We start from the raw sequence: 24,779 nt of genomic DNA on the forward strand, positions 1-24,779 counted from the left end.
AATTCTTTATAATTTATGAGATTTACAAGATAACATTTTTAATTTATAAATGCAACTCAAGTCTTTAAAAACAGGATTTTCCGATGAAATTTTGCATTATTTCTCTGTATAATAAATAGTTATTCACCTTTCACAAGAGCTTCTTCATTTCTGATTTTGGAAATTTATGTTTTAAATCCAAGTTTGATTATACAAATTTGTTTGAACAAAAAAGAAAATTAATCCCAGTCTGCTGCAACAAATTTCATCTGAGTCCCTTTATCATCATAAAGGGTAAGAAAATGACCATTAATTTCATAATGGATCATTTTTTCAAAAACTTTTGTAAACTTATCTTCGATTTCCATATCCTGACAAGCCATCAATGTACTTCCCAATCCGGAAATTTTTACTTTGCTTTTAGATTTAAATTCTAAGGTAAAAAACATTCCGTTGCAGCCCATCATGGCAGTTCCTCTTATTTTCCCATCTTTGACAGGTTCGGTAAGGTTGATTTCTGCTTTATTTTTCACAAGCTGTTCTTTGGTGAAACCATCAAACGAAACCATCATCCATTCTCTTTGGTAGTGCTGATTATTCAACTTTACAGCAGAACAGTTTACAACTAAATTTAGAATAAAAAAGGCAAAAAGAAATGATAAAATGTTTTTCATATCATCCTCCCTCCCATTTTCATACCAATTGCTGACAAATTATCGTAAAAATTAGTAATTTAGCCCCACAAAAATTATTTTATAAAATGAAAAGAATATTTTTACTATTCACTTTCTTATTAGGCTTTGCTCAAATGAGGGCAGACGAAGGAATGTGGCTATTGATGCTTGTCAAAAGACTTAATGGTGTAGACATGCAAAAAGAGGGTCTTCGTTTGACTCCGGAAGAGATTTATTCTGTAAACAATTCTAGCTTAAAAGATGCTATCGTAAGCTTTGGCGGTTTTTGTACAGGAGAAATTGTTTCAGACAAAGGTTTGATTTTTACCAATCACCACTGTGGTTATGGTGCTGTTGCTGCGGCTTCGACTCCTGAAAAAGATTACCTAAAGAATGGTTTCTGGGCAAAAAACGAAAAAGAAGAATTCAATTCTAAAGATCTTTATGTAAGATTCTTGGTAAGAATGGATGATGCTACACAGAGAATCAATTCTAAACTAAACAACGAAATGTCTGCAGCTCAGAGAAAAGCTGTAATTGATGCTGAAACAAAAGCAATTCAGACAGAAAATTCTGAAAATGGAAAATATACTGTTGTTGTAAGAGATTTCTTCAACGGAAACGAATTTTATTACTTTGTTTATCAAGACTATAAAGACATTAGATTGGTAGGTGCACCGCCATCATCAATTGGTAAATTTGGTGGAGATACTGATAACTGGGAATGGCCAAGACATACAGGAGATTTTACAGTATTCAGAGTGTATGCTGATGCTGCAGGGAATCCGGCAGAATTTAAGCCTACCAATGTTCCATTAAAACCTAAACATTTCTTACCTGTTTCTCTAAAAGGAATTAAGCCAGGAGATTTTTCAATGATTTTAGGATATCCTGGAAGAACAAACCGTTACTTAACTTCTTTCGGAATTGAGCAAATGGTTACTAAAGATTATCCGGCTTGGGTAGAGACTTCTAAAATGGCGATGGACATTATGAAGAAGTACATGGATAAAGACAAGACTACTCAATTAGGATATGCTTCTCAATATGCTTCTGTTGCCAACTACTGGAAAAACAGACAGGGAACAATTGATGCTGTTGAAAAAAACGGTACAATTACTGACAAAAGAGAGCTTGAGAAAAAATTCAACGACTGGGCGATGCAAACAGGAAATGAAATGTATGATGATGTTTTAGACAGAATTCAAAATTATTATTCTCAAGTTTCAGACAGAAACGTAGAAAGAAATTACGCTTCTCTATTTATGAGAAATGCTAAGTATATCGCTCTTGCAAACAGCCTAGCTCCTGCATTAGACGCTTATGCAAAACAAGATATGGCAGGAAGATTGGCAATGAAAGCTAAATTAGAAACTGCTGTAAAAGATGCATATGATAACATCAACACCAATCTTGAAGGAGAAATGTTGAACTCTTTGGTAACTCTTTACCAAACGAGAGTAAAATCTGATGTAGCTTCTCCAACGCTTATGGCTTTGGATGCTAAAAACTTATCTAATCTTGCATTTTCGTCTCTATTTGCTAACAAAACTTCTGTGACGAATTATATTATGAATCCTGATCGTTTGAAATTGGATGCAGATCCTCTTTTGAAAATAGCAAGAGGAATTATTGCAGATCAAAAAACATCAAACGATAAATACGTATTGTTGGATGACAGCTTTGCTAAAAACAACCGTCTTTTCTTAGCTGGTTTAATGAAAGCAATGCCTGAGAAAAAATTCTATCCGGATGCAAACTCTACTATGAGACTTACTTACGGACAAATTGATACTTTACCTGTAAGAGACGATAGAAACTACTTTGGAGTGACTGATAACTATTACACTACAATGGAAGGTTTAGTAGGTAAATACAAAGCAGGTGACGAAGAATTTGATCTTCCACAAAGAGTAATTGCGCTTCAAAATGCTAAAGATTACGGTCAATATGCAGACAAAGCAGGTTACCTTCCTGTAAACTTCCTTTCAAACAATGATATTACAGGTGGAAACTCTGGTTCTCCGGTAATTGACGGAGACGGTAACCTTATCGGTATCGCTTTCGATGGAAATAGCGAAGCATTAAGCGGAGATATTGTTTTTGAAAACGAATGGCAGAAAACAATCAGTGTGGACATCCGTTTTGTTCTTTGGACAATCGACAAATATGCTGGTGCAAGAAGAATTGTAGACGAACTAAAATTAGTAAGAGACGAAAATACTCCTGCTGATACTGGTAAATCTAAAATCAAAATTGCAGCTCCTGTAAAAAAGAAAAAATAATTTTCTCAAAAATATTTTTAAAACCGTGGAATTTATTTCACGGTTTTTTTGTTGCTTTTTATTCATTTAAAACGAATAGTTTTTCATAAAAATATAATTTCACAAAATATTCAAAATTTTAACCGCTAAAAATCAACACTTTAGATATTTAATTTTAATAAAAAGATATTTTTTTTGTTAGGATTTTTAAATAACTCCGACTATAATTATAACTATAAAAAATACTTTTATGAAAAAAAACATTTTAAAACTAGCAACACTTAGCCTTGGGTTTATGACAATTTTCGGACTTTCATCTTGTGATGATGACGATATGATGATGGAAAGCTCTATGGAAAAAACAATTACGTTTGAAAATATTGTCGCTCCAAAAGATTTTGTAGAGAGTGGCAGCTTTCAGGGAACCAATACTCCTGTTATTATGCCCGGAGAATCTGTATCTGTTAAATTCAGCGCAGGAAAAGCACAGTCTTTAATGTTTGCAACCATGTATGGAGCTTCAAAAGATTGGTTCTTTGCTTCGAAGCAACCGGGAATAAAATTATTTGATGCTAACGGAAATGCCATTACAGGTGATGTTTCTTCAGAAGTTTTATTGTGGGACAACGGAACAAAAGACAACACAACAGGAACAGCTCAGAGCAATCCTATCGCTCAGGTTCCAGGTGTGACTGCCTCTCAATTGGTCAAGCTAAATCTTAGTTATGACATTATGAAATCTGAATTTACTTTAATGATAACAAATACTTCTGGAGGAACAGCTAATGCGACACCTTTATCTCCAGGAGTTTGGGCGGTTTCAAACTACAATGGTTCGCAATTGCTTAATTCGGCACCGTTTTTCACACCCAATGCATTATCAAATCCTGAAATTACAGATATAGCGCAAATGGGAGATATCACTAAAATGGTGATGAAACTTAATGCAAATACAGAAATAATGACTGGTCTTTCTCCAGCCTTGGTTGTAGTTTACAGCGGCAACCAAAATCCCATTTATCAATTAGGACAGTTGGATTCTGGTAATGGTTTAAAAGAAGTTTCTCAGACTGGAAATGTCATGAAACTTCAAAACAGCTTAAAATCTATGTCTAATGTAAAAGGAGTTTATATCGCAGGAAGTGCTCCTGTAGCGCCGGGAAGCAAAATGATGACCAATTTTTCTTATACAACAGGAGATAAAATAGCCTATGTAACGATGTTTGGTTTTTCTAATGACTGGTTTTATGCCAATGAACAAAGTATTGATGCAAATACCAAGGGAGATTTAACTTCAAAAACAGCTTTGTTTGATTCGGGAACGGGTGTTAATCAATATCCAGGGGCAGGAAATCGCCAGGCTTTATTTGGAGGAACTCCTCAAGCGGAAAGCATTGTTATTTCAAAAGTCGGAACACAATATCCTATACCTGCAGTACAAAATGTCTTAAAAGTGACCGTAAACTAATTAATCTCGATCTGGGTTTAATAAAAACAACAAATGATTTCAATGAGCATCTCTGAGTAATAATTCAGGGGTGCTTTTTATTTTATTAAAACTTTATTTTACACATTCCAAAACTCCCGATCGAGACTTCTGTATTGTATTGCTTCAGAAACATGATGAGACAAAATATTTTCAGACTCTTCGAGATCAGCAATCGTTCTGGCCACTTTAAGAATCCTATCGTAGGCTCTTGCTGAAAGATTCAGTTTTTCCATTGCCATTTTAATAAGGTTAAAAGATGCGTCATCTAACCCACAAAACTGTTCTAATTCTTTTGAACCAATTTGAGCGTTATAGCTGATTGGCAAATCTTTGTATCTCTCATTTTGTATTTCGCGAGCAACTAAAACCCGCTTTCTGATGTCTTCACTTTTTTCGCCTTTTCTTTTTTCTGCCAACTGTTCAAATTCAACCTTCTGCACCTCAACATGAATATCAATTCTATCTAAAAGTGGTCCCGAAAGTTTATTCATATACCGCTGCATTTCTAAAACAGAAGAAGTATTTTGAGGATCATCAGGGAAATATCCACTGGGACTAGGATTCATCGAAGCCACCAACATAAAACTTGAAGGGTAATTTACTGTAAATCTTGCTCTGGAAATTGTGACCTCCCGATCTTCTAATGGTTGTCGCATTACTTCTAAAACCGTTCTTTTAAACTCCGGCATTTCGTCTAAAAATAAAACGCCATTATGAGCCAAAGAAATTTCTCCGGGTTGCGGATAACTTCCGCCACCAACGAGTGCAACATCTGAAATCGTGTGATGAGGTGATCGAAATGGACGAACGGTCATTAAAGAGGTTTCCGTTCCCATTTTTCCGGCCACAGAATGTATTTTGGTTGTTTCTAAAGCCTCCTTTAAAGTAAGTGGTGGCAAAATACTAGGAACTCTTTTTGCCAACATTGTTTTTCCGCTTCCGGGTGGACCAATAAGAATAATATTATGACCTCCTGCTGCGGCAACTTCCATAGCTCTTTTAGCAGTTTCCTGACCTTTCACTTCAGAAAAATCAAAAGGAAAATTATTGATCTTCTCCTGAAATTCTTTTCTTGTATCTAAAACCACTTTCTCAAGAGGCTTTCCTTCATTAAAAAAATCGATGACTTCTTTGATATTTTCTACACCATATACATCAAGATTATTGACAATGGCTGCTTCTCTGGTATTTTGTTTCGGTAAAATAATTCCTTTAAATCCTTCTTCACGAGCCTGAATGGCAATTGGAAGCACTCCTTTTATCGGTTGCAAACCTCCGTCAAGTGAAAGCTCGCCCATAATGATATAATCTTGTACATTTTCACCAAGAATCTGGTCTGATGCAATCAGAATTCCGATTGCGATACTCAAATCGTACGCAGCACCTTCTTTTCGCAAATCTGCGGGCGCCATATTAATCGTAACTTTTTTACCGGGAATTTTATAACCACAATTTTTGAGTGCAGCAGAAATTCTGTAACTGCTTTCTTTGATAGCATTATCGGGAAGGCCTACCAAATGATAACCGACTCCACCTGTATCAATATTGACTTCAATAGTTATAGTTTGTGCGGAAACGCCGAAAATGGAACTTCCATATATTTTAATCAGCATTGTGTGTTTTTTGTAAAAATAATTATTTTTTCTCATAAGTGTGTGATTAACAGCATTTATTTTTTCATTTTTTATAAAAAATAATTCGAGACAAGAAAATTGCCCCGAATTATTATCTTAAAAATTGTTTTAGAATTTGATGAAAAATATTTAATATACCAGTGTTATTCCGGCTCCAAACCCCATATCGCTGTCGTAGTGGGTTGATAAGGATGCATTTCGGGTAACGATATATTTTAGACCCAACATATATTCTTTATCCGTATTTACATAAAAAGCGCCCCGAAATCTTCGAGTAAGAGGAATATCTTCTCTTCTTAATTGCAACCTTACAATTCCGTCTGTGAAAACCTCTGCCTGAAAATCGATCAGCATTGGCAAAGTATACAATACACCCACACTAAGTGTTGCTCTTTGGTCTTTTTTATTTTTCTGTCCAAAAAGATTTTTTTCTAATTCACCAGAACCATGTGAATCTCTATACCTCCAGTCAAAACCAATAAAAGGCATTAACCACTGCATTTTACCTATATATCTACCAATGTGTGTTTCTGTTTCATAACCGTGCATGTTGTTGTATCCTAATCTCCATTCTGTACCAATGCTCCATCTTGCATTTTGCAACATTGACTGTCCGTCGTTACCGTTGGTCGCAAAGTCGTTTTCTGCCATAAGATGCCACTCGTTACTTTCGTTCTGCAGCATTTTATAAGCTTTTTCTTTATCCGAAAGTTCAGGATTTTTATAATCTCCTACCGCAAAAACTCTGTTCATTCCTGCCATCATATGATATAAGATATGACAATGGAAAAACCAGTCTCCTTCGGTATTGGCTGCAAATTCTATAATATCTGTTTCCATTGGCATGATATCCAATACATTTTTCAATGGAGCTTGAGCCCCGTTTTCGTTAAGAACACGGAAATCAAAACCATGTAAGTGCATCGGGTGCCTCATCATAGAGTTATTGATCAATTTTATTCTTAATATTTCCCCTTTTTTAATCTGTATTTTATCAACTTCGGAAAGCACCTTATTATCCAGACTCCATACATAACGGTTCATATTCCCTGTAAGAGTAAGCGTGATATTTTTTATAGAATCTTTTTTCGGCAAAGAAGTATCATAAGGAGACTTTAGCATATTATAATTTAAGGTTACAATATCAGTATTTCCTGCACCGTGTGAAGAATGGTTCATTTTTGCGTATTTATTCATTTCCATTTTTTGAGGATCTTTTCCTTTCTCACCAGTAATTTCAGGATACATCACCGCATTCATATCCATTTTTTGAAGACTCATTGCCATTCCCATATCTTTCATATCGCCATTCATCTTCATCATATCGTTCATCATTTTCATTCCTTCAAAATATTTAAGCTTAGGGAGCGGAGCATGAAGTTGCTTGATGCCTTCTCCAACATAAATTGAAACCGATTTTGTTCTGTCTTCCGGAGTTACCAAAAGCTCGTAAGAAGTATTTTTCTCAGGAATTGTCACCACAATATCATACGTTTCCGAAACACCTATAATGAGTCGGTCGACCATTACCGGTTCTACATCATTACCATCGTTTGCCACAACCTCTATCTTTCCGCCTGCATAATTGATCCAGAAATAGGACGAAGCACCTCCATTGGAAATACGAAACCTCACCCTATCTCCTGATTTAAACTGAGATAACTGCTGTTCAAAGCTTCCATTAATTAAAAATTTATCGTAATAAATATCACTTACATCCATTGCAAGCATGCGTTTCCATTCGTTGGTTACTTTAGTTCCGAAATGCCCTTCTTTTATAGCTTCCCAATAACTTTGCGTGCTGTTTTTCTTTATTGCAAACCAATCATTGGCGTTGTGAAGCATTCTGTGAATGTTATTAGGATTCAAATCTGTCCATTCACTTAAAATCAACGGAATTGCAGGAATATCATCAATTCCATTTCTGAAAGTAGGATCATCATCTCTTTTTTTCAAAATCATCGATCCGTACATTCCTATCTGCTCCTGTAATCCTGAATGAGAATGATACCAATGTGTTCCGTGCTGAATGATGGGAAATTTATAAGTATACGTCGAATGTGGCTTAATTCCCATTTGAGTAAGCATAGGAACGCCGTCTTCTTTATTGGGCAACATTAATCCATGCCAATGCAAAGAAGTTTCTTCGTCCACAAGGTTATGCACGATAATCTCCGCAGTATCGCCTTCTGTAAATGTAAGCGTAGGCATCGGAATTTGCCCATTAACAGCAATCACCCTTTTCACTTTTCCTGTAAAATTCACCAATGTATCTTTTACATACAGATGATATGTTACTGTTTTACCATCGGTTAACTTTTTTTCAGGAAAAGGAAGTACTTTTTTGTTCTGAGCATTCTGAATATTATGCGCAGAATACTTCTGTGCTTTTACAAAGAAAAAAGAAAATAAAATCCCGATAACTATATATTTAGTTTTTAGCATATTACTCTTTATTTTAAAGTTTCAACAATACTTCCGCAGGTAAGCATTTGAGATCCGTAATATGGGTTTTTGATTGTGCTTTCCGTACTCAACCAATTGGCATCCTGCATCGGGCAATATTGGTAATAAACAGGTGTGGAAAGCTTTGAAGTTTTTAGCAAATCATACATGTTTTTAGATAGCGCTTTGAAGGCTTCCCTTTGTTTCTTTATGTCTTGCGTTTTAGCAATTGCTGAAGCGTCATTATTTAAGCTTTTAATTACTTTCATCCACACATTATGCTCTTCTGTTGACAGTTCATTCATTTTTACAGCAGTGATTGCATCTGTTAATTCTTTTGCATTTGCAGAAGCAGTTTTAGCATCTGATTGTACAAGAGCATTTTTTAATGAAAAATAAGAATTCTGAAAACTTTGCAAAAGCGAACCAACCGGTTTACTTTCCTGAGTCATTGAAGAATGATCATGTCCGTGTCCGTCCATTGTTGTTGTCTTATTTCTTTTATATTGACAACAAGACGGAAGTTTAGCATACACATCATCCGGAGCATAAAAAGATTCGCTGTCGTATCCAGCATTGGCAATTCTTTTTAAAATTTCCTGTTGGTTTGTTTTTGATGCATCATAAGTAAGAGTTGCCATGTTAGAAGCTTCATCCCAATTTACCCTGGCTACATTTTTCACATTTCCAGATTTCTCAATCTTTGATTTGCACATATCGCAATTTCCTGAGATTTTTACTGTTTCGGTTTTTGCGTTTTTAATCTGGGCAGTATATAATAGTGATACTAAAAGCATCATAACTGCCATTATTTTTGATATTGATTTCATAATATTTTTTTTATTAAAACAATGAGAAGTAATGTTGATTAAATAATGTAGCGTCGCCAAAGTGACCCAATATTTCGTTTTTGAAACAACTAAGTTTGGTTAAAAACAAAACACCACATTACAATACGTATTACTAATCTATTGCGTAGAAGAATTAAATTTAAATAATTGATAAAGTTGAAAACAGAGACGTTTTCAAAAGCGCATAGTTATGGCTATACAATAAAGGGATTATCCTATTTTAGGGATCAACCAAATGGAATAGAATCCTTTGGAAATATTAGTTTCGTAATTTAAGAAAGAGGGAGCTACATCAACTTTTGCTTTACCAAAAGAGAAATTATTAGAATAAAAAAAAGATGTGTTGCTATTCGTGGGGCATTTACACAAAGCATTATTGCAATCATTTCCGCAATAATCTTTTTTGCTTTGCTCATGCGAACATGCATCTTTGCAATCCTCTTTTTTTGATGCAGAAACGTGTGTTTTTGCTTTCTGCGTTGAAGCATTAGTCATATTACATGCATAAGTTTGAGTGGGCATTAATAAAAATCCCAAACAAACGAAAAACAATATGTAAACACTTCGATGCATCTTCTTGCTAAATTAATATTTTTTTATTTTAAAATAAAATTTTTAACATTTTTTTAATCACTCTGATCACCCTATTTCTTCAAGCAAAATTTATTTATATTTGTGAATGACCTTCTTTTAAGGATTTAAGAAAAAGAAAAAAGTACTCTATTATGGTAATAAAACCTGAAATATCCTGGGCAGATTTTGAGAAATTAGACATTCGATGCGGTACCATTATTTCCGTGAATGATTTTGAAAAAGCAAGAAACCCTTCTTATCAACTCGAGATCGATTTTGGAGATTTAGGTACCAGAAAATCTGCGGCACAAATCACCACGCTTTACAACAAAGAAGATTTGGTTGGAAAACAAATTTTAGCCGTCGTTAATTTTCCCAAAAAGCAGATTGCCAATTTTTTCAGCGAATGTCTTGTTTTAGGAGTTTATGGTGAAGATGCAAAAGATGTAACCCTTCTTTCACCGTCTCTTCCAGCAAAAAACGGATTGCAGGTCGGATAAATTTCTTAAAAAATGTAAAACTAAAGGTTTTTTGAGACCCATTAGGTTTGAATATGATAATAAAATTTAGTTTTTAAAAATAATTAATCAAACACATATATGATACAAAACATTCCATTAGAAAAAGTCTTATTCCTTGATATTGAAACCGTTCCAAACTCAGGCTCTTGGAATGATCTTTCTGAAAGCGAACAAAAACTTTGGGATAAAAAAACAAGGTATCAAAGAAAAGATGAGATTTCTGCAGAAGATTTTTACGACAGAGCCGGAATTATGGCAGAGTTTGGAAAAATTATCTGCATTACAATTGGAATGCTTGAGAAAAATGACACCTTAAGAATCAAAAGCTTTGCAGATGATGATGAAAAAAAAATGTTGACTGAATTTGGTGAACTTTTTAACAGCCCAAGACTGCGTGATGTGATTCTCTGCGCTCACAACGGAAAAGAATTTGATTTCCCGTGGATTGCAAGACGATTTCTCATCAATGGAATGATGCCTCCTACTCCATTCCAAATGTTTGGAAAGAAACCTTGGGAAATTCCGCATATCGACACCATGGAACTGTGGAAATTCGGAGATTATAAAAGCTATGTTTCATTAGAATTATTAGCTCATGTTTTCGGAATTCCTACGCCGAAAGACGACATCGACGGATCAATGGTTTCATCAATCTACTACATAGAAAAAGACTTGCAACGAATAGTTGACTATTGTGAAAAAGATGTCTTAACTTTGGCCAATATTTTCAGACGGATGCGTCAGGAAGATTTATTAAAAAGAAATATCAATTTAGATTAAATAAAATGCCGCTTAAACGGTAGTTAAAACGATAAAATGAAATTTACAGACGATCAGATTGCCGATATAGGAGAAGAAATTATAAGAATATTAAAAACCGTTTATGACCCGGAAATTCCGGTGGATATTTATGAATTGGGGTTGATTTACGATGTACAGATTTCCGATGAAGCCGATGTAAAAATTATTATGACTTTAACGACTCCTAACTGTCCGGTTGCAGAAACTTTACCACAGGAAGTAAAAGATAAAGTAAAAACAGTGGAAAACGTAAATGAAGTTGAACTTGAACTTACTTTTGAGCCAAGCTGGAACAAAGATATGATGAGCGAGGAAGCTAAATTTGAACTTGGAATGCTTTAGAATTCATTTAAATAAATAGAAGCTGTCAATTTTTTTGCAGCTTTTTATTTTTGACAAATTTTATCTTTAATGTCTGTTTGTCATTCCGTAGGAATCTCGACAAAGTTTTAATTTATAATAGTTTAGATCCCTACGGAATGACAAAAGCACAATATAATTATTTAGATTTCTTTTACTATCTCTTTCCCTTCTCTTCTACTCCATTCACTCCACGAACCAACGTATAAATTTGGAATTTCAAATCCGGCATAAGCAAGCGCCAAAATTGTGTGACAAGCAGTAACTCCTGAACCACAATGAATGATTAATTTTTCAGGTTTATTTTCTAATAATTTTTGATATTTTTCTTTTAAAATTTCAGGTTTTAAAAAGTTTCCGTTTTCATCTAAATTTTCAGAAAAAGGAATATTGATCGCTCCCGGAATATGACCTGCAACTAAATCGATTGGTTCAGACTCACCTTTATAACGATAAGCGTCTCTTACATCAATTATAGTTGAAGACTCGTTTGTTAATTCATTTTCAACATCTTCCAGACTTGAAACAAGCAGAAGCCAATGTTTTTTTGTAATGATTTCAGATTTCTCAAAAACTTCTTCTTCCGATGAAAACTCAAGATCTTCTTTTTCGACCGCCTGAATTCCGCCATCTAAAACCTGAACATTTTTCAGTCCAAAAGATCTCAACATCCACCAAGTTCTAGCTGCAGCATTTGCTCCGTTTTTATCATCATAAATAATGATATTAGAATCTTCTGAAATTCCTAAGCGGGAAACGATTTTGGCAAACTTTTGAATGTCGGGCAAAGGATGCCTTCCTCCAAAAGCTGCATTTTCATTCGTTTCAGCTAAATCTTTTTCTAAATCTACGAATCTTGCATTTTTGAGGTGTTGATTCAGATAGTTTTGATAACTGTCTTTTCCGGTTCGTACATCAAGAATAATAAGTTTTTCAGCAGAAAGTTCTTTTAATTGTTTTGGTGAAATTATAGGAAGCATGGATGTTTATTTTAATTTAAATTTTTCTCGCAGATTTTGCTGATTACGCAGATTAATTTACGTAAATCTAGCTTAAGCAGTAAAAATAAACCACTTATTGTGAAGTTGTTATGCATTTAATGCAAAGATTGATTTTTGCAAATCTTATTTTAAAGAGCAAAGATGAATCAATAAATTGATTTTATGAAGCTCTCGTTTTATTCAAGCTTCATCAGCGACTTTGTCGCCATTCTTTGCTCCTTAAGATAATAGCTTAATACTTAAAATCTTTGCGTCATAAAAAATCTCGCTCAATTTCTTATTCCAAACTCAGTTCAATTTAGGTTTCCAATCTGCAAAAATCTATTAAAGCTAAAAATAAAAAACCGCAGAAATTTCTGCGGTTTTGTTTATTGATAAATAAAAATCATTGTCTGTACAAGTTCCGGATGAAGGCTTTTTGCAACCGGACAATTATGAGCGGTTTCCTCAATAAAAGCTTTTTCTTCATCAGAATATTGATTTGAAAAAACAAAATTACAAACAATCTCACCAATTCTTCTTGGCTCGGTTTTCATAATTTTCTGAAGCGTACAGTAAGCTCCGTCAATATTTATATTTTTGTTTTTACCCAAAATCGCAATGGTTGTCAGTGCGCATTCTGCCAAAGAAGTTGCACACAAATCGGTTGGCGAAAATTTTTCACCTTTTCCGTGATTGTCTGTTGGCGCATCACTTTCTATGATGGTTCCAGATTGTAAATGTTCCGCTGAACACCTTAAACCTCCTATGTATGTTATTTTTGATGTCATATTATTTATTTAAAAAATAAAAGAGACGATCTCTCTCTCAAAAATGAAAAATATCTTTCGCTCTGTTATAAGAACTTTCGAAATTTAATAAATTCAATTTATGTTCCGCTTTTTCAACACTCATAAAATTGATTACTTGTTCTGTTGGCATATTTCCTACCAAATCATCTTTTGCCATCGGACAACCGCCAATTCCTTTGATGGCAGAATCATATCTTCGGCAACCTTTATCATAAGCTGCTTTTAGTTTAGAATAAGAATCTTCGTAACGGTTATGAAAATGTGCTCCGAAATCTATTTCAGGATATTTTGACGGAATTTTTTCGAATAATAAAGCAATAGTTTCCGGCGTTGCTACTCCAGTTGTGTCTGAAAGAAGGATATTTTTAATTCCGATTTCGGAAAATCTTTTCGCCCAAAAATCTACGTCTTCCCATTTCCACATTTCACCATACGGGTTTCCAAATGCCATTGAAAAGTAAATATTCAGCTCTTTGCCTTCAGTTTTTGTGAGTTCGACCATCTTTACAATATCATCAAAAGCTTCCTCCTGATTTTTATTGGTATTTCTGTGCTGAAAAGTTTCAGAAATAGAAAACGGAAAACCCAAAACATCTACAGACTGATGCTTCAAAGCTTTTTCAGCACCTCTATAATTTGCAATAATTGCAGAAACTTTGGTATTAGACAAAGATTTATCGATATTCTCGGCAACCTCAGCAGAATCTGCCATTTGCGGAATTGCTTTCGGAGAGACAAAACTCAGGCAATCAAGCACATCAAAACCTACTTCCATCAGTGAATTAATGTAATCTATTTTTTTATCGGTCGGGATAAACTCATCCCAACCCTGCATCGCATCTCTAGGGCATTCTGTAAGAAACATTTTACTTTTGATTTTCTCAAATATAATAAAACTAAACTATTTAGTTCTTGCTTCCAACAAAGCTAATATTAAATTGATTATCAATAATTTATTTCCGATTTAAAATTTCAATATCATACATTCAATAACAAATAACCTGTTCTGAGCCTCAAATTTGCTAACTTTGTTAAAATTTATAATATCAAAATGAGTACAATAGAATTCAACTCGATGTGGAGAGAAAAATTACTGAACCGTTTTCTCAACTATGTAAAAATATATTCAACAAGTGATGCTGAAAGCGAAACCACCCCTTCAACCGAAAGACAATGGGACATCGCCAATTACATCACTAAAGAACTGAAAACAATTGGTCTGGAAGATGTTTCTATTGACGCACACGGGTATATTATGGGTTATGTTCCTTCTAATTTGGAAAACGATAATCAGCCAACCATAGGATTTATTTCTCATTATGATACTTCACCGGATTTCAATGGAGAAAACGTAAAACCTCAGGTTTGGGAAAATTATCAGGGAGAAGATTTGATTCTGAATAAAGAAACAAACTTCACTTTATCTCCTTCAAAATTTGAAAGTTTAAAAAAATATATCGGTCAGACTGTAATTACAACTGACGGAAATACACTTTTAGGAGCTGATGATAAGGCTGGTTGCGCTGAAATCGTAACAGCAGCAGAATATCTAATCGCTCATCCAGAAATTAAGCATGGAAGAATTGCTGTAGGGTTTACACCAGATGAAGAAATCGGAAGAGGAGCGCATAAATTTGATGTGGCAAAATTCGGAGCTGAATTCGCTTATACAATGGATGGCGGAGAAGTTGGAGAACTGGAATACGAAAATTTCAATGCAGCCGGAGCGGTTGTAAAAATCCACGGATTGAGCGTACACCCTGGTTATGCTTTCGGAAAAATGGTAAACGCAAGTCTTTTGGCAGCTGAATTTATTCAGTCTCTTCCAGCAAACGAAACACCTTCAACGACAAAAGGTTTTGACGGGTTTTATCATTTGATGGATGTAACTTCTGATGTTTCAGAATGTAAACTTCAATACATTATTCGTGATCACAACGAAGAGAAATTTGAGGCTAGAAAAAAATTCATGGAAGAAAAAGTGGCAGAATTTAATCAAAAACATGGCGAAAAAACGGCTGAAGTGGAGATTAAAGAACAATACCGCAACATGAAGCAACAGTTTGAAGGCAAAATGCACATCGTTGACCTTGCTGCAAAAGCAATGAAGGAAGCTGGAATTGAGCCTAAAATAAAAGCAATTAGAGGTGGAACAGACGGAGCACAATTATCTTATATGGGATTGCCTTGTCCGAATATTTTTGCGGGCGGAATCAACTTCCATGGACCTTATGAGTATGTTGCTTTGGAAAGTATGGAAAAGGCGACTGAAGTTATTATTAATATTGTGAAAGCATAAATAAATAATTTAAAATTAGATTAAATCCCCGTTGCATTCGTAGCGGGGATTCTTTTTTCAAATAGAACATACTTCTCGTCAAATCATGCTTACCATTCATCAAATAAAATTTCAAATCATCGCCCACCGTTGTTGTTTTGCATTAGATTTTTTAATAACATCTTATGAAACAACGTTTTTTAGCATTAAGCTCATTATTTGTATGCATTACTTGTTCGGTCGAAGCCAATGCTCAACAAACATCTACCTTTCACATCGGGATCAAAGGAGGAACTAATTTTACAAAAACATCTACTGAATCTTCAGGGCTCGATGGAAAATATGGCTTGGGATATCAAGCCGGAGTGATGACGAGGGCAGATTTTAACCGTTTATATGTACAGGGAGAGATCTTGTTCAACAGAACAAAAACATCGTACGGAATGAAAGACGGGAGTTCTTCAAAATTAACTTGGAATTCCATTGATGTACCTATCGTCGTTGGTTACAAAATTGTCAACAACAAAGATTTCAATATCAGGGCATTTGCGGGTGGTGTTTACAGTTATGCTTTTAATGATAATTTATCTGCAACAAAAGCTCTTCAGGAAGGATTCAAAAAATTTGATAAATTCAATGTCGGGATCACAGGAGGTGTTGGAATGGATTACAAAAACTTCACTGTTGACCTTCGTTATGAGACAGGATTATCCAGCATCAGCAAGGAATTTAAGTCTAAACCTCATAGCTTTTCACTGGGAATCGGATATTTCCTGTTCTAAAAACTTAAATTATCTTTACGTATTAGAAACTGCAGTTTTGCGGTTTCTAATTTTTTATAAATCTACTTTACTCAATCTATGACAAAACCTTTAGTCTTAAAAAAACATATATTAATTATCATTTTCTGGCTTGTTTTCGGGATGGCGATCTGGATGCAGATTCAGGTTGACGCCGGAATGTATAATGCCTTTCTTCAGACTTCAATTATTCTGATAAGTTCTTTTATTTTTGCACATTTCTTAACCGACAAACTCCTTCCAAAAGCGCTGATTTCCAAAAAGATGAATCAATTTTTAGTAGAAGCCGGAATTGTAATTATTTTATTGAGTTTTATATTCTCGTTTGTTTTTGCTTATATCAATATTGATGCTCAAACACCTCTTCCGCCAAGTTTCTCGGGGCATTTGGCTGTTTTATGGAAAGGTTTTTATTTATCAATTCCTGCATCGCTACTTATAATCGGAACTGCTTGTGGAATAAGGTTTTATTTGGAACACGGAAAAATAGAACGGGATCATATTTTATTACAACAGGCACATTTGGAAAGTCAGCTTAAACTTTTACAGGATCAGATCAATCCGCATGTGATGTTTAATGTTTTAAATCACATTCATATTTTAATGAAAACAAATACAGAACTTGCTTCTTTTCTGTTGTTAAAATTCTCAGATATTCTACGTTATCAACTGTACCACTGCAATAAAAATCAGGTTATGGTCAGCCAGGAAATTCAATATCTCCAAGATCTGGTGGAAGTTGAAAAATTGAGATGGGGAAATGAACTGGACGTAAAAGCCACCTGGGATATCAATAATAAAAAAGCTTTCATTGCTCCTCTTTTGCTCGTTCCGTTTATAGAAAATGCTTTTAAATATGTTTGTCGTCTGCCCGGGCATAAAGGTTACATCATCATTTCATGTAAAGAAAAGGACAACACACTTTTCTTTTATGTTGAAAATTCTTATTCTAACATCACTACTTACAAAAAGAAAGACGGCGCACATGGAATTGGCCTTCAAAATGTAAAAAAACGGCTAAATCTTCAATATCCGGATTCACACACATTAAAAACCGAATCTGATAATGATATCTACAAGGTTTCTTTAACTTTAAAATTATCCCAAGAAAATGACGAACAATAATCTTCCCAAAATGAAATGTTTAATTATAGATGATGAGCCATTAGCGAGATTTCATCTGAAAGAAATGTCCGATCAAATTGATTTTTTAGAGGTTGTAGATACTTGTGCAACTGCCTTGGAAGCCAATTCTAAAGTGCAGGAAAAACAAATCGATCTTCTTTTTCTGGATATTAATATGCCTTATTTAACAGGGCTAGAGTTTTTGGAGCAATTGGAAAATCCACCGTTATGCATTCTTACAACCGCTTATTCAGAATATGCTTTGGAAGGATACAGGCTTCAGGTAGTTGATTATCTGTTGAAACCGATTGCTTTTAATCGTTTTTATCAGGCGGTTAATAAAGCACAACAACAATTCATCATATCTGAAAAAATAAAAAGGAATACACCTTTTGATGATCCTTTTTTGTATGTGCGACAGTCTGATTCTTTTATCAAAGTTTCGTGGGTAGACATTTTATTTATTGAAAGTATGCAGAATTATACGAAGCTTCATTTTAAAGATAAATCACTTGTCATTCATCAAACGATGAAAGCTATTGAAGAATCGCTTCCTGTTGAACACTTTTTCAGGATTCATAAATCATTTTTAATCAATATTACTCATATCGATATGATCTCAGGAGGACGTTTGTTTATTAATAAAATTGAGCTTCCTATATCCAGAACCCGAAAAGAAGAATTACTTAATCAGGTTGTATATAAGAAGCTCATTAGTAAATAGTTTAGGGTAAATTCCAACGCAGGGCAACTGCTACATAAAATGTGCTTGAAAATCGGGGGTCTTCGCCTTTTTTCATCTTAAAAATGCTTTTTATTTTGCGTTCGTTTTCATTGAAACTTCTCAATAAAGCTGTTCCTCCCGTTAATTTCAGGCTTACTGATTCATTGATCTTAACTTCCGGCCTTAAGCCTGCTGTGATCTGTTGATATCCCAGTAATACAGATTTTCCGTCCTTGTTTCTTTCTATGGTCATTCCGTTTAAACCAACAACAGCTTTTAATGCAAATTTGTCCGTGAACTGATAGCCGGCTTCCATTCCTTCTGGGAAATTGATGTTAAACTTAATTTTATTGCCTGTTTTCCAATCAAAATAAATCCAGGGCATAATCATTGGAACTCCAAACGCAGTGGTCAGAACAGGCCCTAAACCAAGAGCAAGATTAGGGTTAAAGTTTTTAATAAAAAGCACTCCACCCTGTCCTAAAACATCATCAAAATCTACATTTTCAAGATCTGTATAGACACCGACAGATGCCGTCATCATCATATTCCATTTTCTGCCTAAAGGTCTTAAATGTTGCAAACCGACCTGAGCGTTCAGCATTTGATCAGGAAACAGCTGAGTTTCATAGTTTCTGTGAGACATTTTAGCGTAAGAACCATTGGCGAGTAAAGACCACGACTTCACTTTACCATCCTCATTTTTCTTTATTGATAATGGAATATTAAAGCTTAGATCTACCCTTTTAAAATCGCTCTTCGAATCCGTTTTCACACTATCCTCCGGACGAATATAGCTGGAGTGCAGAATATATTCTGTTTTAAGCTCCCCGGACATTCCGGTCTGTGCATTTACCCAACAACTGAAGTGGGCCAAACAATAAAAAGCAGTCAAAAGACCTTTCTTCATAATTAAAAAATTTATGCAAAGAGAGGTCTTCGTTTCTTTTTCACAAAAATTACTTGATTAAGTGTCGAGATGCTATGATGAGTTGGAATAATGGAAGGATGAGATAAAACTGATATTGCCTTTAATTTGTTTTCTTATGAACTTTATTCTCTGGATTTTTTACATCTTTTCTCACAAACTCCAAATTTCAAAAAGTTTTTCGTCCTTTTCTTAATATCATCCGATTTTGGATTAATGATAACATCTAAATCAGCTTCCCCATCGTCTTTACTAAAGCAAACAAAGTAAATTTTGTACCTCTTTTTTTTTCAAAAGAAAAATATCCACAGCAAACGCACTGAAAATTCAAGTTAAAATTGTTTCTTCCATTTGTAAATATTAAACAAAAAAACCACTACAAAATGCAGTGGCTTCACAATATTTAAAATTAAATTTTAATCGTTGTACTGGTTTCCTAAAAAAGCATCCCAACCTTGTGCCGTTAAAGCAACCAATTGGTTAGAACCTCTTGCCACCATAAAATTGCCTTCTTCTTTTTCAACCGCATGACCGATAATGGTAAAATCCGGGTGATTTTTTATCTTATCAAAATCCTCTGAAGCAATCGTGAATAACAGTTCATAATCTTCACCACCGCTTAACGCTGTCATTACTGGGTTTAAATTCAATTCGTCAGCAGTTGTAATCGTTAAATTATCCATCGGAATTTTCTCTTCATACAATCTGAAACCAACTTTTGATTGGTCAGAAAGATGCAGAATTTCCGAAGCCAAACCGTCTGAAATATCGATCATTGACGTCGGTTTGATATCTAATTGTTCCAAGACACCTTTCACATCAGTTCTTGCTTCTGGTTTTAACTGTCTCTCTAAAATATAGTCGAAACCTTCCATTTCAGGCTGCATATTTGGATCAGCTAAGAAAACAGCATGTTCTCTTTCTAAAATCTGAAGTCCCATATAAGCTCCACCTAAATCTCCGGTTACCACCAATAAATCATTTGGTTTTGCACCGCTTCTTTTGACAATATTCTCTTCATTTTCGATTCCGACTGCGGTTATGCTCATCACTAAACCGGCATTAGAACTCGTTGTATCTCCGCCAATCAAGTCTACTTTATATTTTCCGCAAGCCGCTTGAATTCCTGAATATAATTCTTCTAAAGCTTCCACCGGAAAACGGTTTGAAACAGCCAAAGAAACCAAAATCTGGGTAGGCGTTGCATTCATTGCTGCAATATCACTTAGATTCACAACAACAGCTTTGTAGCCTAAATGCTTCAATGGAACATATCCTAAATTGAAATGAACTCCTTCTGCCAAAACATCGGTCGTTAAAACAACCCTCTTGTTTCCGGGATTGATTACGGCAGCATCATCTCCTACTCCAAGTTCCGAAGATTCGTTGGATAATGGAAAAAATTCCGTTAAATGTTTAATTAAACCAAACTCTCCCAGTTTTGAGATTGGCGTTAATTCTTGTTCTTTATCTTCAAACATAAATTTTATTATAAGTGATGATTGATAAATGATAAATGATTTTGAATACTTCTTAGGTTATCAAACATCATTTATCTCTTATCATTTATTAGTTAAATGTTGCCGGGTCAATATTTTCCGGACGGAAAGGAAGCTTTTTAAAATCTTCTCTCGTCATCAATATCGTTTCAGCCGTTTTATATTTATTCATTGCTTCTACCACATCATCTGGCGGAGAGGTCATTTTTCTCAACATTGTATCGATCCAAACGCCGGTTGCTTCAGAAGTTGCACAGTGTGAGCCATCAGGAAGATAGAATTTATGAACGAAACGATAGATCGCTGCATCTTCTGCGCATCCATCAATTTCAAGGCTTACAATTACCTTTTGATCAGCAAAAATTTCCTTGAAAAAAGAAAAACGCTCATGCATAATTACAGGCCCAATTCCCCATCGGCTCATTTGGGTAACACCCATTTTTTCCTTTTTCATAAAAGCCATTCTGGTTTGCGCACAATATTGCACGTAAGATGAATTGGCCAAGTGTTTATTTGCGTCTAAGTCGCTCCAGCGAACTTCGAATGTATGGTAAAATGTCATTTAATTTTGTTTTAAAAGTGAACTATTGAACATTAACCATTCAAACTACCCGTAATGTTTGTCATTCCGTAGGAATCTAAACAACATTATTTAAATCAGCTGAGATTCCTTCGGAATGACAAACTAGATAAATAATGAGGATAATACTTATTATGGTTAATAATTTCGTTTAAAAATTCAAAAATTATAATCCCCAAAATTACTCAAATAAGATGGTTTATAAAAATTGTAGTTTTGCAAAAATAATCTTCAGCATAAGATTAAATAATTATGAAGCAAATTATCATTATCGGAGGTGGTGCAGCAGGATTTTTCTGTGCTGCAAATCTTGACGAAAAGAAATATAAAGTTACCATTCTTGAGCAGAATTCAGATGTTTTGCAAAAAGTAAAAATTTCCGGAGGTGGAAGATGTAATGTAAGTCATGCCTGTTTTGATCCTAAAGAATTAGTGCAGTTTTATCCTCGTGGAAACAAAGAGTTACTGAGCGTTTTCACCAAATTTCAACCGGGAGATACTATGGAATGGTTCGAAAATCGGAAAATCCCGTTGAAGATAGAAAAAGATAACAGGATCTTCCCTGAAAGCAATTCTTCGCAGACGATTATTAATACTTTTTTACATGAAATTCAGCAGAAAAATGTTGAAGTTAAAACGAAATGTTCAGTCAAAGAAATTGAAAAATTAGATGAAAAATATTTAGTTAAAACAAGTTTAGGGGATTTTGAAGCAGATTTTGTGATTTACACAACCGGAAGTTCACCAAAGTCTTTAAAAATGATTGAAAATTTAGGACATAAAATCATAGACTTGGTTCCTTCTCTATTTACATTTAATATTAAAGATGATTTGCTGAAAGATCTTTTAGGAACAAGTTTTGAAATGGCAGAAACCTCTATTCCAAAATTAAAAACTGAAGAAAGCGGACCGCTATTGATTACGCATTGGGGACTTTCAGGACCTGCAATTCTGAAAATTTCGGCTTGGGAAGCCATTAATCTGGCGAAAGTAAAATACAATTTTGAAGTTCAGGTGAATTTTATTTCAAAAGACATTGATGATGCGGAAGAATTATTTCAAAATTTCAAACAGTCAAATCCTAAAAAATCAATCGGGCAATCTAAAATATTTGAGGTAACAAATCGTTTTTGGCAGAGAATTCTGGAAGTTTCAAAAGTCGATTTGAATAAACAAATTGCCAATATTTCAGGAAAAGAAATGCAGATAATTCTTGAAAATTTATGCAAAAAGAAGTTTCAAGTCACTGGAAAGTCAACATTTAAGGATGAGTTTGTAACCGCAGGAGGTGTAGATTTAAAAGAAATTAATTTTAAAAATATGTCTTCGAAAATTTTGCCTAACTTTTACGTTGCTGGAGAAGTTTTAAATATTGATGCGGTAACAGGTGGATTTAATTTTCAGGCATGTTGGAGTGAGGCATGGCTGATTGCACAAGACTTAAATAATTTATAAATAAAAACATATCATGAAAAAACTATTTGTATTTCTTGTACTAATTAGTTCTGTAAAAATTTTCTCACAAGAGCAAAATAGATCATCTACCGAAATATTTGGAACTGAACAATTTGGAAATATCGAAAAATCTAAAGAGTTTCCAATTTATCCAGGAGGAATTAATGTTTTCAAAATGAGCTTTGCTAAAATGATTGATTGGGATAAGGTAAATGCTAAAGGTGCAGTTAAATCCGAAGCTCAATTAATAATTTCTGAAGATGGTAATGTTGTAGATATAAATATTATAGGAGATAATAAGTCTTTAAATAAAGAAATGGAACGTGTAGCAAAGCGTATGTCTAAAACAAAATGGATTCCTGCTAAAATTGATGGAAAACCAGTAAAATTCAGATTTAAACTACCTATTACAATGAATTTTGATTAATTAGAAATAAAAATGCTTTCAATTAAAAGAAATATTCCGAACATTCTAAAAATCCTTCTTATCATAGGATTCGGATATTTCTTTTGGCTCATGCTGAAAATCACTCTAGAGTATATTCCTTTAGATACCAATGTGAGTTTTTTAATGATTAAACAAACTGAAGTAGAACAAAGACCGGAATATCTTTATTTCTTTTACACCCATGTTTACACAAGCATTTTTGTTTTATTAGCTGGTTTTTTAGCTATTCTCAGAAAAGATTTTCGACTGAAAAATTTTCACAGAAACGCGGGTAAAATTTATATTTTATTGATTCTACTATTCGCTGCACCTTCAGGAATTTATATGGGAATTTTTGCAAATGGTGGATTTTTATCAAAAATTTCTTTTGTCATTTTAGGTGGTTTATGGTGGTTTACTACGTTTAAAGCTTTTCAATTAGCCCGACAGAGAAAATTCAAAGAACACAAGCAATGGATGTGGCGAAGTTTTGCACTCACAATTTCTGCCATCACTTTGAGAATGTGGAAAGTAATTATTGTATATTTATTCCACCCAAACCCAATGGATGTTTACCAAATCATTGCTTGGTTGGGCTGGATTCCAAACATTTTATTAATTGAATATTTAATCACAAAAAAGCACATTTAATTTATATGAAAATTTTAAAATTTACCTTAATCACTCTCTTTACCATCAGCTTAATGAGCTGTAAAAAAGAAGCAACAACCGAAGAAAAACCTAAAGACAGTTTAACTGCAAAAAGAGATTCTGTGGCAATCCCAGAAGTTCATAAAGAATACTACGGAATTTACACCGGAGAATTTGCAGGCAAAGGAGAGCTTTATGACAACGAAACCGAAGAATATTACGAAGGAACAGATTATAAAAGACTTTCATTAAAAATCAACCGAATTACTCAGGATTCTGTGTACGGACAAAGTATTGTGAATGGAATTCAGCGTCCGTTTCGCGGGGTTTTCAATGAAGGCACTCAATCTTTTGTTCTTGACGAGCCCGGAAATGACAAAACTGACGGAAGGTTTGAAATTAAGCTAAAAAACGACAGTATCACCGGAAAATGGACTGCTTTTAATAAATCTGCCGTAAAAGCTCCTTTAAAAAACTTAAAATTGATTAAAAAAGAGTTCGTTTATAATCCGAATTTTATGCTGGATGAAAACTCTGAATTGATTGATTGGGAAAATCCAAAAGATTTTAAAGAAAAATATACCGACGAAGAAACCGGAAAAACAGAAACTTACACCACTTCAAAAAACAGAATTGCTTCTGATGCGGTTTTCAAAATCAACGCTTCTAAACAGAAATTAAGCGAAAAAGATTTGAAAAATCTTAGAAAACTGGATATGGAGATCATTAAAAACTCTGTTTTTGCAAGACACGGATATTCCTTCAAAAAACAAACCTACAGAAATTTTTTTGAGCAAACCGATTGGTACATCCCTGTTTCTAATAACGTTGACAGCGAACTGTCACCTATGGAAAAAGACAATGTTGCTTTGCTGAATCGTTTCATCAAGTACGCTGAAGATAAATATGATTCTTTTGGAAGATAAATG

The 24,779-nt window shown here is 34.3% G+C and carries 24 protein-coding genes; 13 read left to right on the forward strand and 11 right to left on the reverse strand.

Annotated features, from left to right (window positions below):
• Nucleotides 1–218: 218 nt before the first annotated feature.
• Nucleotides 219–653 (reverse strand): META domain-containing protein, encoded by a 435-nt coding sequence (locus tag FDY99_RS09840; protein WP_228448766.1) that lies wholly within the window; start codon nucleotides 651–653, stop codon nucleotides 219–221.
• A gap of 86 nt (nucleotides 654–739) precedes the next feature.
• On the opposite strand from FDY99_RS09840, the gene FDY99_RS09845 reads away from it, so the two are divergent.
• Nucleotides 740–2,938 (forward strand): S46 family peptidase, encoded by a 2,199-nt coding sequence (locus FDY99_RS09845; RefSeq protein ID WP_139421128.1) that lies wholly within the window; start codon nucleotides 740–742, stop codon nucleotides 2,936–2,938.
• A 229-nt stretch (nucleotides 2,939–3,167) separates the two neighbouring features.
• Complete coding sequence (locus FDY99_RS09850; protein ID WP_185148724.1) at nucleotides 3,168–4,385, forward strand: spondin domain-containing protein; 1,218 nt, start codon at nucleotides 3,168–3,170, stop codon at nucleotides 4,383–4,385.
• A gap of 98 nt (nucleotides 4,386–4,483) precedes the next feature.
• Here the strand turns inward: FDY99_RS09850 and FDY99_RS09855 are convergent, their stop codons facing one another.
• The 4 genes from FDY99_RS09855 to FDY99_RS09870 form a co-directional block, all read right to left on the reverse strand.
• Nucleotides 4,484–6,019 (reverse strand): YifB family Mg chelatase-like AAA ATPase, encoded by a 1,536-nt coding sequence (locus FDY99_RS09855; RefSeq protein ID WP_139421130.1) that lies wholly within the window; start codon nucleotides 6,017–6,019, stop codon nucleotides 4,484–4,486.
• A gap of 150 nt (nucleotides 6,020–6,169) precedes the next feature.
• Nucleotides 6,170–8,404: a multicopper oxidase domain-containing protein gene (locus tag FDY99_RS09860; RefSeq protein WP_394344549.1), complete on the reverse strand. Its 2,235-nt coding sequence runs from the start codon at nucleotides 8,402–8,404 to the stop codon at nucleotides 6,170–6,172.
• Nucleotides 8,405–8,493: 89 nt separating this feature from the next.
• Nucleotides 8,494–9,315, reverse strand: coding sequence for a DUF3347 domain-containing protein (locus tag FDY99_RS09865; protein ID WP_139421134.1), 822 nt, complete (start codon nucleotides 9,313–9,315; stop codon nucleotides 8,494–8,496).
• Between the two features lie 231 nt (nucleotides 9,316–9,546).
• Entirely contained in the window at nucleotides 9,547–9,831 is a 285-nt protein-coding gene (locus FDY99_RS09870; RefSeq protein ID WP_139421136.1) for a hypothetical protein, read from the reverse strand.
• 230 nt (nucleotides 9,832–10,061) lie between these two features.
• Here FDY99_RS09870 and FDY99_RS09875 point away from each other — a divergent pair, with 230 nt between their 5' ends.
• The 3 genes from FDY99_RS09875 (at nucleotide 10,062) to FDY99_RS09885 (ending at nucleotide 11,573) form a co-directional block, all read left to right on the forward strand.
• On the forward strand, nucleotides 10,062–10,409 hold the full coding sequence (locus FDY99_RS09875; protein WP_139421138.1) for a tRNA-binding protein: 348 nt from the start codon (nucleotides 10,062–10,064) through the stop codon (nucleotides 10,407–10,409).
• A gap of 99 nt (nucleotides 10,410–10,508) precedes the next feature.
• A complete protein-coding gene (locus FDY99_RS09880; protein ID WP_139421140.1) occupies nucleotides 10,509–11,210 on the forward strand; it encodes a 3'-5' exonuclease in 702 nt (233 codons plus the stop codon).
• 36 nt (nucleotides 11,211–11,246) lie between these two features.
• On the forward strand, nucleotides 11,247–11,573 hold the full coding sequence (locus FDY99_RS09885; protein ID WP_066677091.1) for an SUF system Fe-S cluster assembly protein: 327 nt from the start codon (nucleotides 11,247–11,249) through the stop codon (nucleotides 11,571–11,573).
• 161 nt (nucleotides 11,574–11,734) lie between these two features.
• Here the strand turns inward: FDY99_RS09885 and FDY99_RS09890 are convergent, their stop codons facing one another.
• The 3 genes from FDY99_RS09890 to FDY99_RS09900 all read right to left on the reverse strand — a co-directional run bounded on the left by FDY99_RS09890 (nucleotide 11,735) and on the right by FDY99_RS09900 (nucleotide 14,248).
• Complete coding sequence (locus FDY99_RS09890) at nucleotides 11,735–12,571, reverse strand: sulfurtransferase (RefSeq protein WP_139421142.1); 837 nt, start codon at nucleotides 12,569–12,571, stop codon at nucleotides 11,735–11,737.
• Nucleotides 12,572–12,960: 389 nt separating this feature from the next.
• Nucleotides 12,961–13,362, reverse strand: a complete 402-nt coding sequence (locus FDY99_RS09895; protein ID WP_139421144.1) for an OsmC family protein — start codon at nucleotides 13,360–13,362, stop codon at nucleotides 12,961–12,963.
• 37 nt (nucleotides 13,363–13,399) lie between these two features.
• Nucleotides 13,400–14,248: a hydroxymethylglutaryl-CoA lyase gene (locus tag FDY99_RS09900; protein WP_139421146.1), complete on the reverse strand. Its 849-nt coding sequence runs from the start codon at nucleotides 14,246–14,248 to the stop codon at nucleotides 13,400–13,402.
• Nucleotides 14,249–14,434: 186 nt separating this feature from the next.
• On the opposite strand from FDY99_RS09900, the gene pepT reads away from it, so the two are divergent.
• From pepT to FDY99_RS09920, 4 genes are all read left to right on the forward strand, one after another.
• Nucleotides 14,435–15,682: a peptidase T gene (gene pepT, locus FDY99_RS09905; RefSeq protein WP_139421148.1), complete on the forward strand. Its 1,248-nt coding sequence runs from the start codon at nucleotides 14,435–14,437 to the stop codon at nucleotides 15,680–15,682.
• 164 nt (nucleotides 15,683–15,846) lie between these two features.
• Entirely contained in the window at nucleotides 15,847–16,443 is a 597-nt protein-coding gene (locus FDY99_RS09910) for a porin family protein (protein WP_139421150.1), read from the forward strand.
• A 78-nt stretch (nucleotides 16,444–16,521) separates the two neighbouring features.
• On the forward strand, nucleotides 16,522–17,586 hold the full coding sequence (locus tag FDY99_RS09915; protein WP_139421152.1) for a sensor histidine kinase: 1,065 nt from the start codon (nucleotides 16,522–16,524) through the stop codon (nucleotides 17,584–17,586).
• Nucleotides 17,573–18,310 carry a LytR/AlgR family response regulator transcription factor gene (locus FDY99_RS09920; protein ID WP_139421154.1) on the forward strand — a complete coding sequence of 246 codons (738 nt, stop codon included), beginning with the start codon at nucleotides 17,573–17,575 and terminating at the stop codon, nucleotides 18,308–18,310. The genes FDY99_RS09915 and FDY99_RS09920 overlap by 14 nt, the downstream gene beginning before the upstream one ends.
• A 1-nt stretch (nucleotide 18,311) precedes the next feature.
• On the opposite strand, the gene FDY99_RS09925 is transcribed toward FDY99_RS09920, so the two are convergent.
• The 3 genes from FDY99_RS09925 to FDY99_RS09935 form a co-directional block, all read right to left on the reverse strand.
• Complete coding sequence (locus FDY99_RS09925) at nucleotides 18,312–19,220, reverse strand: DUF6268 family outer membrane beta-barrel protein (protein ID WP_139421156.1); 909 nt, start codon at nucleotides 19,218–19,220, stop codon at nucleotides 18,312–18,314.
• Nucleotides 19,221–19,654: 434 nt separating this feature from the next.
• Entirely contained in the window at nucleotides 19,655–20,719 is a 1,065-nt protein-coding gene (gene thiL / locus FDY99_RS09930) for a thiamine-phosphate kinase (RefSeq protein WP_139421158.1), read from the reverse strand.
• A gap of 88 nt (nucleotides 20,720–20,807) precedes the next feature.
• Nucleotides 20,808–21,299 (reverse strand): acyl-CoA thioesterase, encoded by a 492-nt coding sequence (locus FDY99_RS09935; RefSeq protein WP_066677105.1) that lies wholly within the window; start codon nucleotides 21,297–21,299, stop codon nucleotides 20,808–20,810.
• 270 nt (nucleotides 21,300–21,569) lie between these two features.
• Here FDY99_RS09935 and FDY99_RS09940 point away from each other — a divergent pair, with 270 nt between their 5' ends.
• Genes FDY99_RS09940 through FDY99_RS09955 form a run of 4 tightly spaced genes read left to right on the forward strand, consistent with a single transcriptional unit; the run spans nucleotide 21,570 to nucleotide 24,776 of the window.
• A complete protein-coding gene (locus tag FDY99_RS09940) occupies nucleotides 21,570–22,772 on the forward strand; it encodes a BaiN/RdsA family NAD(P)/FAD-dependent oxidoreductase (RefSeq protein ID WP_139421160.1) in 1,203 nt (400 codons plus the stop codon).
• A 13-nt stretch (nucleotides 22,773–22,785) separates the two neighbouring features.
• Nucleotides 22,786–23,199, forward strand: coding sequence for an energy transducer TonB (locus tag FDY99_RS09945; protein ID WP_139421161.1), 414 nt, complete (start codon nucleotides 22,786–22,788; stop codon nucleotides 23,197–23,199).
• Between the two features lie 12 nt (nucleotides 23,200–23,211).
• Nucleotides 23,212–23,850 carry a DUF2306 domain-containing protein gene (locus tag FDY99_RS09950; protein ID WP_139421163.1) on the forward strand — a complete coding sequence of 213 codons (639 nt, stop codon included), beginning with the start codon at nucleotides 23,212–23,214 and terminating at the stop codon, nucleotides 23,848–23,850.
• 5 nt (nucleotides 23,851–23,855) lie between these two features.
• On the forward strand, nucleotides 23,856–24,776 hold the full coding sequence (locus FDY99_RS09955) for a YARHG domain-containing protein (protein ID WP_139421164.1): 921 nt from the start codon (nucleotides 23,856–23,858) through the stop codon (nucleotides 24,774–24,776).
• The last annotated feature ends 3 nt before the right edge of the window (nucleotides 24,777–24,779 follow it).

The organism is Chryseobacterium mulctrae (assembly GCF_006175945.1).
In the GTDB taxonomy this organism is placed as follows: Bacteria; Bacteroidota; Bacteroidia; order Flavobacteriales; family Weeksellaceae; genus Chryseobacterium; species Chryseobacterium mulctrae.